The organism is Streptomyces neyagawaensis (genome assembly GCF_023516595.1).
Taxonomy (GTDB): Bacteria; Actinomycetota; Actinomycetes; order Streptomycetales; family Streptomycetaceae; genus Streptomyces; species Streptomyces neyagawaensis.
The window spans coordinates 24474-39711 of sequence record NZ_JAMGBG010000014.1 but is presented as its reverse complement, the minus strand read 5'-3'; the positions used below and the strand labels follow the sequence as shown (position 1 = coordinate 39711).

14 protein-coding genes are annotated in these 15238 nt (G+C 72.6%); 10 read left to right on the top strand and 4 right to left on the bottom strand.

Annotation, left to right across the window (positions count from 1 at the left end):
- The 5 genes from M8J73_RS09890 to M8J73_RS09870 form a co-directional block, all read left to right on the top strand.
- Positions 1-993 (top strand): class I adenylate-forming enzyme family protein (locus M8J73_RS09890; protein WP_249828487.1); only part of this gene is annotated, 993 nt, incomplete at its 5' end.
- Entirely contained in the window at positions 983-2605 is a 1623-nt protein-coding gene (locus M8J73_RS09885) for a phosphopantetheine-binding protein (protein WP_055542781.1), read from the top strand. The genes M8J73_RS09890 and M8J73_RS09885, both read left to right, overlap by 11 nt.
- A 26-nt stretch (positions 2606-2631) precedes the next feature.
- Positions 2632-3678: a ketoacyl-ACP synthase III family protein gene (locus M8J73_RS09880; RefSeq protein WP_055542782.1), complete on the top strand. Its 1047-nt coding sequence runs from the start codon at positions 2632-2634 to the stop codon at positions 3676-3678.
- A 185-nt stretch (positions 3679-3863) separates the two neighbouring features.
- Positions 3864-4280, top strand: a complete 417-nt coding sequence (locus M8J73_RS09875) for a hypothetical protein (protein ID WP_055542783.1) — start codon at positions 3864-3866, stop codon at positions 4278-4280.
- Between the two features lie 176 nt (positions 4281-4456).
- The gene (locus M8J73_RS09870) at positions 4457-5695 is read left to right on the top strand and encodes a cytochrome P450 (RefSeq protein WP_055542784.1); all 1239 of its coding nucleotides are present in this window, start codon (positions 4457-4459) and stop codon (positions 5693-5695) included.
- A 261-nt stretch (positions 5696-5956) separates the two neighbouring features.
- Here M8J73_RS09870 and M8J73_RS09865 read toward each other — a convergent pair whose 3' ends face one another.
- Together M8J73_RS09865 and M8J73_RS09860 are read right to left on the bottom strand one after the other, a co-directional pair.
- Positions 5957-7216 (bottom strand): FAD-dependent oxidoreductase, encoded by a 1260-nt coding sequence (locus M8J73_RS09865; protein WP_055542785.1) that lies wholly within the window; start codon positions 7214-7216, stop codon positions 5957-5959.
- A gap of 90 nt (positions 7217-7306) precedes the next feature.
- Positions 7307-7759, bottom strand: a complete 453-nt coding sequence (locus M8J73_RS09860) for an SRPBCC domain-containing protein (RefSeq protein ID WP_055542786.1) — start codon at positions 7757-7759, stop codon at positions 7307-7309.
- Between the two features lie 411 nt (positions 7760-8170).
- On the opposite strand from M8J73_RS09860, the gene M8J73_RS09855 reads away from it, so the two are divergent.
- Both M8J73_RS09855 and M8J73_RS09850 read left to right on the top strand, forming a co-directional pair.
- A complete protein-coding gene (locus tag M8J73_RS09855) occupies positions 8171-10366 on the top strand; it encodes an MMPL family transporter (protein WP_249828486.1) in 2196 nt (731 codons plus the stop codon).
- Between the two features lie 70 nt (positions 10367-10436).
- On the top strand, positions 10437-10997 hold the full coding sequence (locus tag M8J73_RS09850; protein ID WP_055715662.1) for a TetR/AcrR family transcriptional regulator: 561 nt from the start codon (positions 10437-10439) through the stop codon (positions 10995-10997).
- 555 nt (positions 10998-11552) lie between these two features.
- On the opposite strand, the gene M8J73_RS09845 is transcribed toward M8J73_RS09850, so the two are convergent.
- Positions 11553-12482: a LysR family transcriptional regulator gene (locus M8J73_RS09845; protein WP_055536917.1), complete on the bottom strand. Its 930-nt coding sequence runs from the start codon at positions 12480-12482 to the stop codon at positions 11553-11555.
- A 70-nt stretch (positions 12483-12552) separates the two neighbouring features.
- Here M8J73_RS09845 and M8J73_RS09840 point away from each other — a divergent pair, with 70 nt between their 5' ends.
- The 3 genes from M8J73_RS09840 to M8J73_RS09830 all read left to right on the top strand — a co-directional run bounded on the left by M8J73_RS09840 (position 12553) and on the right by M8J73_RS09830 (position 14570).
- Positions 12553-13611, top strand: coding sequence for a cyclase family protein (locus M8J73_RS09840; protein ID WP_169797805.1), 1059 nt, complete (start codon positions 12553-12555; stop codon positions 13609-13611).
- A 43-nt stretch (positions 13612-13654) separates the two neighbouring features.
- On the top strand, positions 13655-14122 hold the full coding sequence (locus M8J73_RS09835; RefSeq protein WP_055536918.1) for a GNAT family N-acetyltransferase: 468 nt from the start codon (positions 13655-13657) through the stop codon (positions 14120-14122).
- A gap of 115 nt (positions 14123-14237) precedes the next feature.
- Positions 14238-14570, top strand: coding sequence for a hypothetical protein (locus M8J73_RS09830; protein ID WP_055536919.1), 333 nt, complete (start codon positions 14238-14240; stop codon positions 14568-14570).
- Positions 14571-14603: 33 nt separating this feature from the next.
- Here the strand turns inward: M8J73_RS09830 and M8J73_RS09825 are convergent, their stop codons facing one another.
- Complete coding sequence (locus tag M8J73_RS09825) at positions 14604-15152, bottom strand: GNAT family N-acetyltransferase (RefSeq protein ID WP_063799147.1); 549 nt, start codon at positions 15150-15152, stop codon at positions 14604-14606.
- Between the last annotated feature and the right edge of the window lie 86 nt (positions 15153-15238).

Below are 15238 nucleotides of genomic sequence, written 5' to 3'. Positions count from 1 at the left end.
GGGCCCGTGGCGTTCGCCGCCCGCGCCATCCAGGCCCGGCTGAACTACCGCCCCGACGACATCGTGCTCACCGCCGTCCCGCTCTCCTTCGACTACGGCCTCTACCAGGTCTTCCTCAGCGCGCTGTCCGGCGCCGAACTGCTGCTGTCGGGCCCCGCCGACCACGCCCGGCTGCTCGGCTTCGCCCGGGACCACGGCGCGACCGTCGTGCCCCTCGTGCCGTCGCTCGGCGAACTCCTCGTCAAGCTCGCCTCCCGTGACCCGCGGCCCACCCGGATCCGCCTGTTCACCAACACCGGAGCCGCCCTCAACGCCCCGCTCATCGCCACCCTGCGGGAGACCTTCCCCGGAGCGTCGGTGGCCCCCATGTACGGCACCACCGAGTGCAAGCGGATCACCATCCTGGAGCCCGACGGCGACCTGGCCCGCCCCGGCTCGGTGGGGCCCGCGCTGCCCGGCACCGAGGTGCTCGTCGTCGACGACGACGGCCGGCCCCTGCCGACCGGGGAGACCGGCGAGATCGTGGTGCGCGGCCCGCATGTCATGGCCGGCTACTGGCGGGCCCCGGAGCAGACCGCGCTGCGGTTCCGGCCGGGCGCCGACGGCGGCCCGGTCACCCTGCACACGGGCGACTACGGCCGGCTCGACGCGGACGGCCACGTCTACTTCCAGGGCCGCCGCGACGACCTGTTCAAGCGGCGCGGCTCGCGCATGAGTTCCGTCGAGATCGAGGCCGCCGTCCTCGACATCGAGGGCGTCCGGGAGGCGGCGCTCCTCGTCCCCGAGGAGGACCGCGACATGGTCCTGTTCGTCGTCGGCGAGACCCCCGACGTCACCGGCGAGCAGGTCCTGGCCCGGCTCGGGGACCGCCTGGAGGCCGCGAAGGTGCCGGACGTCTGCCATGTCCTGCCCGCGCTCCCGCTCACCCCCAACGGCAAGACCGACCGCAAGGAGCTGCGCCGACGGCTCATGGAGGGCACCGATGGCAACTGACCACGACCGCACCGGGCACCCCGCCGACGACCTGACGGCCCGCCGGCTGGTCGAGCAGTACGGCAGCCCCCTCTACATCTACGACCTGGCCCGTGTGCGCGCCTCCCTGGAGGACCTGCGGGCCGCCCTGCCCCAGCCGTGCCGCGTCTACTACTCCCTGAAGGCCAACTCCCATCCCGAGCTCGTCGCCGAGCTGCGCCGGGGCGGCGCCCGCGCCGAGGTCACCTCGCGCGGGGAACTCGCCGCGGCCCTCGAAGCGGGCCACCCGGCGGCCGAACTGATGTACTCCGGCCCCGGCAAGGTGCCCGCGGAACTCGACGAGGCGATCGCCGCCGGCATGCGCACCTTCTCCGCCGAGTCCTTCGGCGACCTGGAGCGGATCGGCGCCGCCGCCGACGCCCGGGGCGTCACCGCGGACTGCGTGCTGCGCATCAACGCCGCCGGGGCGCCCGGCCAGGCCGGCCTGCGGATGACCGGCGGCCCCTCCCAGTTCGGCTTCGACCTCGACGACCTGGCCGAGCACGGGGCGCGGCTCCTGGTGAAGGGCGTCCGGATCATCGGGATGCACTTCTTCCCGCTCACCAACTCCCGGGACGAGGACGGCCTCATCGCCGAACTCGCCCAGAGTGTGCGCACCGCCGCCCAGCTCCGTGAGGAACTCGGCATCCCCCTGCACCTGCTGGACCTCGGCGGAGGCTTCGCCGCCCCGTACGCGAACCCCGGCGAGCGGCCCGTGTACGGCAGGCTGCGCACGGCCCTGACCGCGGTGCTCGACGAGCACCTGCCGGGCTGGCGGGACGGCGAACCGGTGATCGCCTTCGAGTCGGGGCGCTATCTCATCGGCGACAGCGGCCGACTGGTGGTCACCGTCACCGACGTGAAGAACAGCCGCGGCAGCACCTACGCGGTCCTCGACTCCGGCATCAACCACCTGGGCGGCCTGTCCGGCCTCGGCCGGCTGCTGCCCCTGTCCGCCCAGCCGCTCGCGGACACCGGCCGGGCGGCGGACGAGCCCGCCGACCGCGAGGCGGCCACCGTGACCCTCGCCGGCCCGCTGTGCACCCCCGCCGACATCCTCGCCCGCGCGGCCCAACTGCCCGGGCTGCGCGCGGGCGACCTGCTGGCCTTCCCCAACGTGGGTGCCTACGGGCTCTCCGCCAGCCTGCTCGGCTTCCTCGGCCACCCGGCGCCCGCCGAGGTCGTCGTGGACGGCGGCGAGACCGTCTCCGCCACCCGCCTGGCCCTGCGGCGCGACAGCGTCGCACCCCACACCGGATCCCGTACGGAGGACCTCACCACCATGACCGAGACGACCACTCAGGCGGCGCCCGCCACGGCGGACGAACCGGCCGCCCCCTGGGACGCGACGTTCGAGGCGCTGCTGCTGGAGGCCCTGCCCCGGCTCGCCGCCAAGGGCGAACTGCAGGCCGACAGCAGCCTCAAGGCGGCGGGCCTCGACTCGCTCGCCATGGTGGAGGTCCTGGTCCGCGTGGAGGAGACGTACGGCATCGCCGTCCCCGACTCCGAGCTGATGGCCGACACCTTCGCCACCCCCGCCTCCCTGTGGCGTGTGGTGGCCGCCCTGCGGGAGCAGTCCGTCGGCTCGGCCTGACCGCCGGCGACCGGAGAGGAGACCTCATGCAGTGGGAAGGTGTGTACGTCGCCGGGACGGGGGTGTGGCTGGGCGCACCCGAGGACGCCCGGTCGGCCGTGGAGTCCGGCGCGTACGACGCGGAGCAGTACGCGGCGGACGAGATCGTCTCCGTCTCCGTCGCCGACGAGTCCATGGCCCCGCCGGACATGGCCGTCCACGCCGCGACGACCGCGCTCAAGCGGTCCGGGGTGGACGCCTCCGACGTGGATCTGCTGATCCACAGCGGCATCTGGTTCCAGGGCGTCGAGATGTGGCCCGCCGCCTCCTACGTGGCCGGCCACGCGCTCGGCCGGGGCGTGCCCGCGTACGGGCTGGAGCAGGAGTGCAACGGCGGCCTCGGCGCGCTGGAGATGGCCGCCCGCCAGGTCGCCGCGCGCCCGGGCACCGGAGCCGCGATGGTCACCACCGCGGACCGGTTCGGGGCGCCCCTGGTGCGCCGCTGGAGCAGCGAGCCCGGCTTCGTCTACGGCGACGGCGCCACCGCGCTGCTGCTGTCCGCGCGGGGCGGCTTCGCCCGTCTGCTGTCCACGGCCACCGGCGCCGACAACTCCCTGGAAGCCGTGGTGCGGGGCCCCGGACTGCGCCCCCTGCCGTCCGGTGAACCGCTGGACCTGCTGGGCAGGGTGGGGCACTACATGCGCACCCACGGCGGTGTCCGGGAGGCCACCGAGCGGGTCGCGGCGGTGGTGAACGGCGTGGTGGACACCGTGCTGGCCGACGCCGGCATGGCCAGGACGGACGTCGACCGGGTGGTGACCCTCTCCAGCGGACGCAGCCGGCTGGAGTGGCAGGTGCCGCAGCTGCTGGGCATCCCCGTGGAGCGCGCCACCTGGGAGTTCGCCCGCACGGTGGGCCACCTGGGCGCCGGCGACCAGATCGCCGGCTTCAACGACCTGCTGGAACGCGGGGAGTTGGCCGCGGGCGACCGGGTGCTGTTCGTCGGCGGCGGCTCCGGGTTCAGCTGCACCTGCGCCGTCGTGGAGATCCTCGAGGCACCGCGGTGGGAACCCTTCCACGGCGGCGGGCGGTGACGGACCGTCACACGCGTGACCGGGTGCGCGGGCGGGCAGGATCCGCCCGCCACCTGCGGCTTCAGCGGCGCTCCAGCGGCCCGCCGCATACTGCGTTGTTCGATCGCTCGTGACGTACGGCAGGGCCGGTCCCCACGGCCGGCCCGGCCGATCCTGCCGTACGCCTCGACACCGAGGAGAAATACATGGTGATGACCGAGTCCACCAACGCCACGAGGAGTTCCACCCCCGTCCCGCTGCGCGTCGCCTGGGGCGTGCTGGCGGCCTTCCTGCTGCTCTGGGACGTCTTCGAGGTGCTCAAGCACATGGGCTGGGTGATCCCGGGGGCCTTCCTCGGCGCCGCCCTGCCCTTCCTCGCCCGCCTGACCGGGCTGGGCCAGGCCCATGAGCCGGGTCAGCTGGCTCCCCGGGCCGTCCCCCTCCACAACATCCTCAACCGGGCCCTGATCCCGTTCGCGATCATGGTCGTCTTCTCGTTCCTCGGGGACGGCCCCGAGGACATCGCGGCCCCCTTCACCTTCGGCATGAGCTGGCTCACCTCCATCGCGTTCGCCCGCGCCCTCGGCTTCGGCCTGCGGACACCGGACGGCTGGCAGCGCTGAACCGGCGCCGCCTCCCAGGCCCGCAGCCCTTCCCACGGGGCCGCGGGCCTGTTCCGTGCCCGGGGCCCGCGCCCGGTCCGGTACAGGGAGCCTTTATCGCTGCACAAGGCGGTCCTGCGACTGTCGGCTGACAGCCCGACATGTCTGTGAACCGAAGTAGCCCTGGAGGCCACACGATGGACACCGCCTCAGTGCCCCCCGCCGGGACCGGGACCGATAGCGAGACCGAGTACGAGTACCCCTTCCACCGCCCCTCGGCGGTGGAGGTGCCCCCCGTCTACGAGGAGCTGCGCGCCAAGTGCCCGGTGGCCAAGGTGAGGCTGCCCAGCGGCGACGAGGGCTACGTCGTCAGCCGGTACGACGACGCCCGCGTCGTACTGGCCGACCCCAGGTTCAGCCGGGCGGCGATGCTCGCCGAGGGCGCCCCCCGCCTCACCGCGGCCCCGCCCATGCCGGGCAGCCTGTTCACCATGGACCCGCCCGAACACACCCGGGTGCGCAGGCTCGTCTCCCGCGAGTTCACCGCCCGACGCGTGCAGAACCTCCGCCCGCGCATCCAGCAGCTGACCGACGAGCTGCTGGACGAGATGGAGAAGCTCTCCCCGCCGGTCGACCTCAACCCGGTCTTCGCGTTCCCCCTGCCGGTGATGGTCATCTGTGAACTGCTCGGCGTGCCCTTCGAGGACCGGGACCGCTTCCGCGGCTGGTCCGACGCGTTCGTCTCCCTCACGGCGCACACCGCCGACGAGGTGATGGAGCAGCGGATGTCGATGGTCCAGTACCTCGCCCAGCTGGTCCAGCGCAAGCGCGAGGAGCCCGCCGACGACCTCATGAGCGCCCTGGTCGCCGTGCACGACGACGACGGCGACCGGCTCAGCGAGCACGAGCTGATCACCATGGGCATCACCCTGCTGGTCGCCGGGCACGAGACCACGGTCAGCATGATCGGCAAGTGCGTCCTGACCCTGCTGCGCCACCCCGAGCACCTGGCCGCCCTGCGGGAGCGCCCGGAGAGCATCGACCAGGTGGTCGAGGAGCTGCTGCGCATCAACCCCATCGGTGACGGCGGCCCGTTCCGCATCACCCTGGAGGACGTCGAGATCGCCGGCACCACCATCCCCAAGGGCAGCGGGGTCATCGCGGCGGTCGCCTCCGCCAACCAGGACCCGGAGCGCTTCGGGGCGGACTCCGGCGCCTTCGACCCGTCGAGGTCCTCGGCCAGTGCCCACCTGGCGCTCGGCCACGGCGCGCACTTCTGCCTGGGCGCGGCCCTCGCCCGCGCGGAGCTGCAGATCGCCGTCTCCTCGCTGCTCCGCCGCTTCCCCCGGCTGGCCCTGGCCGACGACGTCGACAACCTCAGCCTCACCAGCGGCATGATGGTGCACGCCCTGAGCCGGATGCCCGTCACCTGGTGACCTCCGCCGGTATCGCCGGCCACACAGACCGCTGCCCGGGTCCCCTCCGAGGGACCCGGGCAGCGGTCTGTGGTGGGCGCGCCGCGCTAGGCCGTGTCTGACAATTCGCGTCGTCGCCCGGAGGGCGGCCTCGCGACGTCAGGTGCGTGCTCTCGGCGTGCCGGGCGGAAGCCCACGTACTGGGTGTACGTGGGCTTGCGAACGGTGCGGCGAGAGTGCGTGCATGGCGTCGCGAGGCAGACGGGAATTGTCAGACACGGCCTAGGGGCGCCGGGCCGGCTGCCGCACCACCCGCGGGGCCACGACCGGCCCGGGCTCCTGCACCTGGAAGTACGCCCTGGCCAGCACCTTCTGCTGGAGCGCACGGTTGCGGTCCACCACCCGGTAGAGGGACCGGCGGGCCAGACCGCCGAGCCGCCCGTCGAGCGCGAACAGCCGCTCCTGGCGGAGCTGGAGGGCACGGGAGCGGCGTACGGCCTCCTCCCGCGAGGACTGGAACGTCTCGCAGGCCCGGACCAGCGCGGCCGCGCTGTCGTCGGCGAGCGCCTCGCCGACCAGCGGTGCCAGCGTCACCGCGTCGATGATCGCGTGGTTCACGCCCTGACCGAGGATCGGCGTCAGGGTGTGCGCCGCGTCGCCCATGAGGACCAGACCGGGCAGGGACCAACGCGGCACCACCGTGGTGAAGATGTCCAGCATCGAGGTGTCCGACCAGGCCCGCACCTCCTTGCGCACGGTGTCCGACAGCTCCGGGGCGAGCCGGTCCAGCCGCTCGTGCAGCGCCCCCAACCCCTGGGCGCGCAGGTCCTTCAGACCCCCCTTCGGGATGTTGAGGCCAACGCGGACGCTGTCCGGATGAGTGGGGATGAACAGCCCGTGCTCACCGCCCCGGATACGGATGCGGTACGTGTGGCTGTCCCACTCCTCGGGGAAGGGCAGCCGCAGCCAGATGACGTCCCGGTCCAGCGGCTGCTTCTCGTACGCCAGCCCGGACATCTCCCGGACCTTGCTGAACCGGCCGTCGGCCGCGACCGTCAGCGCGGCCCGCACGACCAGCTCGCCGTCGGGGGTGCGGGCGCGCACCCCGGTCACCGGGCCGCTGTCGCCCTGCTCCCGCAGCAGGCCGACGGCGGTGGCGGACTGACGCAGCGTGAAGCCCGGGTGCGCGCGCCCGGCGTCGGCCAGGGCGGACAGCAGAGCGGGCTGCGGCAGCTCCACCGGGTAGGGGTGGGGGTAGCGGAAGTCGGAGAAGTCGACGCCCAGCACGGTGCTGCCGGAGTCGACGATCTCCATGTGGTGCATCTGCGCGTAGGTTCCGTCGAGCCGGTCGAGCAGACCGAGCCGGTCGAGCAGCCACACCGAGTCCGGGGAGACCGACTCGCCGCGGAAGGACCGGTTGAAGTGCCCGCTCTGTTCCAGAACCACCACCGACACGGAACGCTTGGCGAGCTCCACGGCCAGAGTGAGCCCGGCCGGCCCCCCTCCGACCACGCACACCTGTGCGGTCAGCTCTGCTGTCATCGTTTTTGCTGCCTCTCCAGCGGAGTCATGGTCGGTCGATGGTGGGACCGCGGGCTAAAGGTCCCCTTGCAGCGACCGCTCCGCGCCCGGCTACCCGGACACGCCCCTGACGCCGGAGGACTCCACCCTGGTCTTCAGCGCGTCGGTGAGGTGGCGGAACCCCTGCTCGGACGGGGTGATGATCGAATCCGTGAACGGCACGAGCAGCCCGCTGAACCGCTCCGTCTGCACCACATGGGTGCCGCCGTCGCGCGGGATCAGCTCGAAGCTGTGCACCCCGTCGAAGACACCGGGCACGCCCAGCCGGCCGCGCCAGCGCAGCAGCCGCCCCGGCTCGCTCTCCAGCACGGTCGGCCGGAACACCATCTCCCGTCCGCTGCCGGGCAGTCGGAAGCGCAGGGTGAGCCGGGCGCCCGGCTCGGCCCGGCCGGCGGCCTCGACGAGGAAGGGGTTCCACTCGTGGAACCGTTCGAAGTCGGTGAGCACCGACCACACCCGGTCGACGGTGCTGTGGATGTGCACGGCGGACGAGATACGGCGCATGACATTCCTTCCGGGACGGACTGCGGCGAACACGGGCGCGACGAAGTGGCCCCGTGGCGGTCGTACGGACGAAGAGGGCGGGAGGGCGGCGGAGGGCGGCGGGACGGGACGGGGGCACGGGGGCGGCCGGTGTCCCGGCGGGACGGGCCGGGCCTGCGAGGCGGCGACGGTGCGGGGTCGGGGGCACGGCGGCGGGGCAGGGCGGCGGGGCAGGGCGAGCCGTGAAGGGTCTCGGGAGGCCGACGCTACCGGCCGGACCCGGACCGGCGCGGTTCGCGGGCCCCCGGCTCTAGCACGACCTTAGCGCCGGTCAGCAGGGTCCCCTCCGGACGCTTCAGTGAGAATCCAGCGCCCTGCCCGACGCTTGGCGTACGCGTCCCGCCCCCCACGGGCGCGAAGGAAGGAAAACCCATGTTCTCGGCTCTGGGCTCGGCCCTGCACCGCCGGCGGATCGTCGTGCTCCTGCTGACCCTCCTGGTCACCGCCCTGGCCACCGTGTACGGCGGCGCCGTGGCGGAGAAGCTCTCCAACGGCCTGTCCGACTACGACGATCCGGGCGGCGGCAACGTCGCGGCCCGCGAGATCATCGAACGGGCCACCGGCATCGACCCCCAACAGGGCCACCTGCTGCTGGTCCGCACCGATGAGCGGCTGGACAAGGACACCACCCCGCCGAAGGCCGTCACGGCCGCCGCGGAGCTCCTGCGGTCGCGCCCCGAGGTCGAGCAGGTCATCGACTACACCTCCCCGGACGGCGCCGCGCTCATCTCCCGCGACGGACGCAGCACCGTGGTCGTCGGCGCCACCGGCTCCATGACGGACCAGGAGAGCGCCCGGGCCGTGGAGGGCCTCCAGAAGGCCATCGACGACGATCCCACCCTGCGCGGCCACACCTGGCTGGGCGGCGCCACACCCGGCCACGTGCAGGTGGCCGAGGTCTCCGACACCGACCTGGCGCAGGCCGAACTCATCGCCACCCCGGTGATCCTGGTAGTCCTCTTCCTGGTCTTCCGCGGGCTGGTCGCCGCGCTGATCCCCCTGCTGGGCGGCATCGTCTCCCTGCTGCTCACCATGGCGGGCCTGCGTGTCGCCACCGAGTTCATGAACGTCTCCACCGGCGCGATGAGCCTCGCCTTCGCCCTCGGCCTCGGCCTGTCCATCGACTTCGGACTGCTGCTCGTCTCCCGCTACCGCGAGGAACTCGCCGAGCGCGGACCGGGCGCCGAGGCCGTCCGGCGGACCGTCGCCACCGCCGGCCGCACCGTGCTGTTCAGCTCCCTCACCGTGGCCGCGGCGCTCGCCGCGCTGATGGCGTTCCCGCAGCCCTATCTGCGCTCCATGGGCCTGGCCGGTGTCATCACCGTGGTGTCGGCGGCCCTGTTCGCCCTCCTCGGACTGCCCCCGCTGCTCGCCCTGCTGGGCAAGCGGGTCAACTCCCTCGCCCCGCGCCGCTGGCAGCGTGACTCCGGTGCCGCCCGTGCCACCGAGGGACGCTGGTACCGCGTCGCGCAGGCCGTGATGCGCCGCCCCGCGGTGTTCGCGCTCGCCGCCACGGCCGTGCTGCTGCTGATCGCCTCGCCGCTGCTGGGCGTGCGCTTCACCGGCGTGGACCCCACCCTCCTGCCCGAGGAGACCAGCGCGGGCCGAGTGGCCGCCGTGCTCGACGAGGACTACGACGCGCGGGCCACCTCGCCCCTGCAGATCGTGCTGGAGACCGACGGCGCCCCGGACACGTCCCGGCTCGCCGACTACACCGAGCGGATCGGCGCCGTTCCCGGCGTCAAGTCGGTGGGCACCCCCGTCGAACTCGACGACCGGTACTGGGAGATCGACGCCGTCCTCGCCGAGGACCCCCTGACCGACTCGTCCATGGACGCCGTCGAGGCCGTGCAGGACCTGGCCGCCCCGTACACCGCCCGGTACACCGGCCGGACCGCCGACTTCCTGGCGCAGCGTGCGAGCATCGCCGACAGCCTGCCCCTGGCCGGCGGCATCCTGGTCGTCGTCACCCTGCTGCTCCTCTTCGCCTTCTCCGGCTCGGTGGTGCTGCCGCTGAAGGCCCTCGTGATGAACCTGCTGTCCACCGGCGCCGCGTTCGGTTTCCTGGTGTGGGTGTTCCAGGACGGCAACCTCGGCTTCGCCCCGCAGACCGGGCTGGAGGCCACCACGCCCGTCCTGGTCTTCGCGCTCGCGTTCGGCCTGTCCACGGACTACAACGTCTTCCTGCTGAGCCGTATCAAGGAGGCCAGGGCCCAGGGCCTGGACAACCGCGAGGCGGTCGCGCAGGGCCTGTCCCGCACCGGCGGGATCGTCACCTCGGCCGCGGTCCTGTTCTGCATCCCGGTGGGCGCGCTCGCGATGGCCCGGCTGGTGTTCATCCAGGAACTCGGCCTCGGCGCGGCGTTCGCCGTGCTCATCGACGCGACGGTGGTACGCGCCTTCCTCGTCCCCTCCCTGATGGCGCTCCTCGGCGCGGCCAACTGGTGGGCCCCGTCCCCTCTGCGCGCCCTGCACCGCGCCCTGCGCCTGGACCGGATGGAACACGCTGCGGAGGACACCCCCGCGTCCACCCCGGCCCCCGACAAGACGGCCGCACCCGTCGGCTGACACCCCGGCCACGGCTCACCACCGCGACCACCGCGCACCATCGCCCGACACGACGAAAGGCCGGCCGCCCATGCCGAAGGTCACCCAGGCCCACCGGGACGCCCGTCGGCGGCAGATCCTGGACGCCGCCCGCACCGTGTTCGCGGAGAAGGGCTTCGCCCAGTCCTCCACCGGTGACATCGTGGCGCGCTCCGGACTGTCCGCCGGCGCCCTCTACCACTACTTCCCGAGCAAGGACCATCTGATCCAGGCCGTGTGCGAGGACGCGATCCACACGGCCCTGGACGACGTCACCTCGTCGAGCCTGCCCGAGTCGCCGGAACGCGTCCACGGCACCGGGGACGGGCGCGAACACGCGCGGCTGATGGCGCAGATCTGGGGCGAGGCGGCCGTCTCCCCCCGGCTGGCCGAACGGGTCCGCCACCACCTGGCCACGGCACACGCCAAGGCCACCGACCTCATCCGCGTGGAACGCACCGTCCGCGGTGTCCCCGCCGACCCGGACGCCACCGGAACGGCCCACGTCCTCCTGGCCCTCCTCACCGGCTACACCCTGCGCCTGGCCATGGGCGACGAGGAGAGCCCCGACGCGTTCGTCCGGGCGATAGACACGATCATCAAGACCCCCTGACCCCCGCCCCCTCCGGCCCCCGCGCCGCCGCCCCGTGTACGGGCGGGTCGGTCGGGGGCTGTGGCGTGAGCGGAGGGCCATGGCGTCAGCCGGGGTCGGTTGGGCTGGCCACCGGTGCCCGCGTGCGGGCGGGTCGGCCGGGGGCCGTGGGGGCGGAGGCGGTCGGGCAGGCCGGCGAGGTCCCCCGCACCCCCACCGCGTCGCCCTGGACACGGGTCCCGGCTGCCGCCCACGACTGCCCCGCGACGCCGTCGCGAGCCCCCTTGCCGACCGTCGGCCACCCCTACAGCGCCGGGCCCCTCATCCACGCCCGCCGGTGCCTGCGTAGAGGCGGGCCGGCCGGGGGTCGCCGGCCGAGTAGACGGCCTAGGGGTCAGCCGGGGTGGTCGAGCGGGGCCGTCGGCGGGCGTGGATCGATGCGGCAGCCGTGGGTCAGTCCGCGGCCGTAGAAGTCAGTCGGCGGCCGTCGGGGTCGGCGTCGGCCCGGTCCCTGGGGTGAGCCGACGGTCGTGCGGGCTCCCGGCGTTCGTGGGCGTCGACCCGTGGCCGTGTCGGTCAACCCGGTGTCGTGGGGGTCAGGCCCAGGTCCACCGCCGCCTTGCGCAGGGCGTCCGTCACCGCTGCGATCAGGGGCTCTGGGCCCGTGCGGGAGGCTCGGTGGACCGCGGCGACGCGGCGGTGGCCCGCCACGGGGGCCGACGGAAGGGCGATGGTCTCGGCGGGGGCCCCGGCGAGGGCCAGCGTCGGGACGACGGCGGCGCCGAGCCCCGCCCCGACCAGGGCGAGGACGGTCGGGAACTCCCGGCCGACATGGGCGCGCCGCGCGGTGAAGCCGTACTCCGCGGAGATGCGTTCCAGGGCGCGCCCGCACGCGGTGTCGGACGGCGCCGCGACCCAGGGGCGCTCGGCGAGGTCACGCACCGAGCGGGGCGGCGGCGACCAGTCCGCCGGGGTGATCACCCGGTACTCGTCGTCCGCGACCGGCGTGGACGCCAGGTCGCGCCACTGCTCGTCCGGGTCGGGATCCGCGCCGTCGTACTCGACGACCAGCACGTCCAGGCCGCCGGTGCGCAGCTCCCGCAGGGCGTCGGGGCCCTCCGCCTCGATGACGCGCGGCTCCAGGCCCGGATGGGTGCGGGCGAGGGCGGCGAGGGCCGGGACCAGGAGGTGGCACACCGCCGAGGAGAACGCGGCGACCGCCACCGGGCCGGTCGCCCGGCCGGTGAGTTCGGCCAGTTCGCGGCGCGCCTCGGCCAGCTCCTGCTCGATGCGTTCGGCGCGGGCCGCCAGCAGCCGCCCCGCAGGGGTCAGCCCGGCCCGGCGGCGCGAGCGGTCCACCAGCGGACGGCCGACCTCCCGCTCCAGTTGCGCGAGATGCTGTGAGACGGCCGACGGCGTCAGATGCAGCACCTTCGCGGCGTCCACCACACCGCCGCGCAGCGCCACGGCACGCAGGACACGCAGGCGGCGGGGGTCGAGTTCCATAAGCGGCACTGTAGCTCCGCTTCAGTAATCCTTGCTTGTGGTGAAGTGCTACTGCATGGAGGATCGGACCATGAGCGAGAACGACGAGCAGTGGCGGGTCCGGTTCGACGCCGAGGTGACCTTCGGCAACGGTGGCGGACTGCAGACGCAGGGCTTCATGCTGGACGTGCCCGGCCCGGAAATCGGTGACGCGGAGCTGGCGGAGCTGTTCGTCCGGCATCTCGGACTGCTCATGGTGGACAAGGTGCACGTCAGCGGCCGGGAGGCGGTGCGGGAGCCGCACAAGGGGTCACGCGGCACCAGCGGCGAGGCCCGCCGGACCGCGGACGGCACGCGGAGCGGCGCACGCGAGGCGGGCGCCGCACCCGGGGCGGGCGGTGGGCGGGGGCCGGGCGGTCGCCGGATCGTCGACCTCAGCCACACCATCCGGCACGGGATGACCACGTACCCCGGACTGCCCGGCCCCGAGATCGGCGAGCACCTCACGCGGGACGCGTCCCGCGACCACTACGCGCCCGGCACCGAGTTCGCCATCGGCCGCATCGCGATGGTCTCCAACACGGGCACCTACCTGGACAGCCCCTTCCACCGCTTCAGCGGCGGACACGACCTGGCCGGGCTGCCGATCGGCACGTTCGCCGACCTCGACGGCCTCGTCGTCCGCGTGCACGACGCCGGACGCCGGGCCGTGGACCGGGCGGCGCTGCTGCCGTACGACGTCACGGGGCGGGCCGTACTGATCCACACCGGGTGGGACCGGCACTGGGGCACCGACCTGTACGGCCACGGCCACCCCTACCTGACGGCGGACGCCGTGGCCTGGCTGGTCGACCACGGGGCGGCCCTGGTCGGCATCGACTCCCTCAACATCGACGACACCGACGACGGCACCCGCCCCGCCCACACCGGGCTCCTCGCCGCCGGCATCCCGGTCGTGGAGCACCTGCGCGGCCTCGAGCAACTCCCGCCGCAGGGCTTCCGCTTCCACGCCGCGCCACCGGCGGTGGAGGGGATGGGCACGTTCCCCGTACGGGCGTACGCGCTCCTCGACGACGACGACGACGCCATAGACATGGACACAGACATCGACATCGACGGGAACGCCCGGAACGACCGGGACGGCCGCTGATAATGCGGGTGTACGGGCAGGGCGCGCTGTCTAGGCTGAGCCGGTGACCGACCTCGACATCCAGCGCGTGGACGGTGCCGCAGACGACGAGCAGCTCGAAGCCTGGCGGTACGTCCACAACACGATCATCCCCGCGCACGTGCTGTCCCTCGCCGACGTCCGGGAGCGCGCCACCCGGAACCACCTCGAACTGGCCTATGAGGAGGGGGTGTTGGTGGGCAACTCCACGGTCCGCCCACCGGCGGGGGACGACGCCGTGGCCATGGTCATCGCCCGTGTGCTGGCCGAGCACCGGGGCCGGGGACTCGGTGAGCGGCTGTACGAACGCGCGCTGCGGCGGGCGCGGGACCTGGGGGCGCGGGTGATCGAGACCTGCGTCCTGGAGTCCAACGAGGACGGCCTCCGCTTCGCGGTGAAGCACGGCTTCGCGGAGACCGACCGCTACCAACTGGACGGCGACCCGGCCTGGTGGATCGACCTGCGGCTGGCCGAAGTGGCCTGGAGTAAGTGAGCAAGAGCGTCATCGACGCCACCCGCACCTGAACGCGCGAATTCTCTCTGTATGTTGCACCGTTGACTGGTCCGCCCCCTCTCGTGCCTGCATGATGGACGGGCCTACTCATCGAGTGGAGGACACCGTGGATCCATTGTCCCTTGCCATCGCCGGAGCCTTCGCCGCCGGTATGGCGACCAAGGCGGGCGAATCCACAGGCGCCGTTCTTCCGGCCCTCGTTCGATGTGTCAAAGAGCGGTTCTCGGGTTACCCCGAGATGCACGAGTCCCAGGAGCAACTTGCGACAGCGCTGAACGAGGAGTTCACCCGTGACCCCGGTTTCCGCCAGGAATGCCAGAATCTGTGGAATCAAGCCACCGGTAGTGGGGCATTCAACTCCTTCCAGGGGCAGGCCAAGAACGTGGTGCAGGCCCAGGACATCCACGGCGGCCTGAGAATGGAATGACCAGGTTCGTCGTCGCCGTCTCTTCGGACGACTCTATTCCTTGGGAACGGCGGGAAGTTCCATGTCCCGGGTGATCGCCCAGCGTTCGTGGTCGCGCCAGAGACCCGCGATCTTGATGAAGCCGGGCGAGAAGCCTTCTTTGCGGAACCCCAGCCTCCGTACAAGTTTCAAAGACGCCTCGTTGTCGGGCTGAATATCAGCCTCCACGCGGTTCAGGTCGAGGCACTCAAACGCGTAGTGCACCGCCAGTGCGATACCCGCCGCCATGTAGCCCTGTCTCGCGTAGGGAAGGAACACCGCATACCCGAGTACGCCCTTCTGGTACGAGCCGCGCACTATGTCGTTGATGTTGATCATTCCCACGAGATCGCCCTGATTCCTGAGGCAGACGACCATGCAGGCGGCGGTGACATGATCCGATCTCGACAGGTAGGACGAGAAGCTGCTGGAAGTGCGGGGCAGTCGCACCCATGGATGGTGGAGCTCGGCGCTGGCGCGGGCCAGTTCGAGAAAAGTTCTCTCGTCATCAGCTGCAACTGGCCGTAGTGTGACCTGCGATATCTGATCAGGTTTAGAACTCACTGGGAGAGTCTACGTCACCGGGAAGCGAAATCTGACGCAGAGTGCCGCAGACAGGAAGGCAGCCCGCTGCTATTGTGCTGCAGTTG

What these genes read in the sequence shown, in the direction of transcription:
- M8J73_RS09855 (WP_249828486.1), top strand. Translation starts at nt 8,171, where the DNA reads ATGTTCTCGGCTCTGGGCTCGGCCCTGCACCGCCGGCGGATCGTCGTG.
- M8J73_RS09860 (WP_055542786.1), bottom strand. Translation starts at nt 7,759, where the DNA reads ATGCGCCGTATCTCGTCCGCCGTGCACATCCACAGCACCGTCGACCGG.
- M8J73_RS09885 (WP_055542781.1), top strand. Translation starts at nt 983, where the DNA reads ATGGCAACTGACCACGACCGCACCGGGCACCCCGCCGACGACCTGACG.
- M8J73_RS09850 (WP_055715662.1), top strand. Translation starts at nt 10,437, where the DNA reads ATGCCGAAGGTCACCCAGGCCCACCGGGACGCCCGTCGGCGGCAGATC.
- M8J73_RS09840 (WP_169797805.1), top strand. Translation starts at nt 12,553, where the DNA reads ATGAGCGAGAACGACGAGCAGTGGCGGGTCCGGTTCGACGCCGAGGTG.
- M8J73_RS09875 (WP_055542783.1), top strand. Translation starts at nt 3,864, where the DNA reads ATGGTGATGACCGAGTCCACCAACGCCACGAGGAGTTCCACCCCCGTC.
- M8J73_RS09865 (WP_055542785.1), bottom strand. Translation starts at nt 7,216, where the DNA reads ATGACAGCAGAGCTGACCGCACAGGTGTGCGTGGTCGGAGGGGGGCCG.
- M8J73_RS09845 (WP_055536917.1), bottom strand. Translation starts at nt 12,482, where the DNA reads ATGGAACTCGACCCCCGCCGCCTGCGTGTCCTGCGTGCCGTGGCGCTG.
- M8J73_RS09880 (WP_055542782.1), top strand. Translation starts at nt 2,632, where the DNA reads ATGCAGTGGGAAGGTGTGTACGTCGCCGGGACGGGGGTGTGGCTGGGC.
- M8J73_RS09870 (WP_055542784.1), top strand. Translation starts at nt 4,457, where the DNA reads ATGGACACCGCCTCAGTGCCCCCCGCCGGGACCGGGACCGATAGCGAG.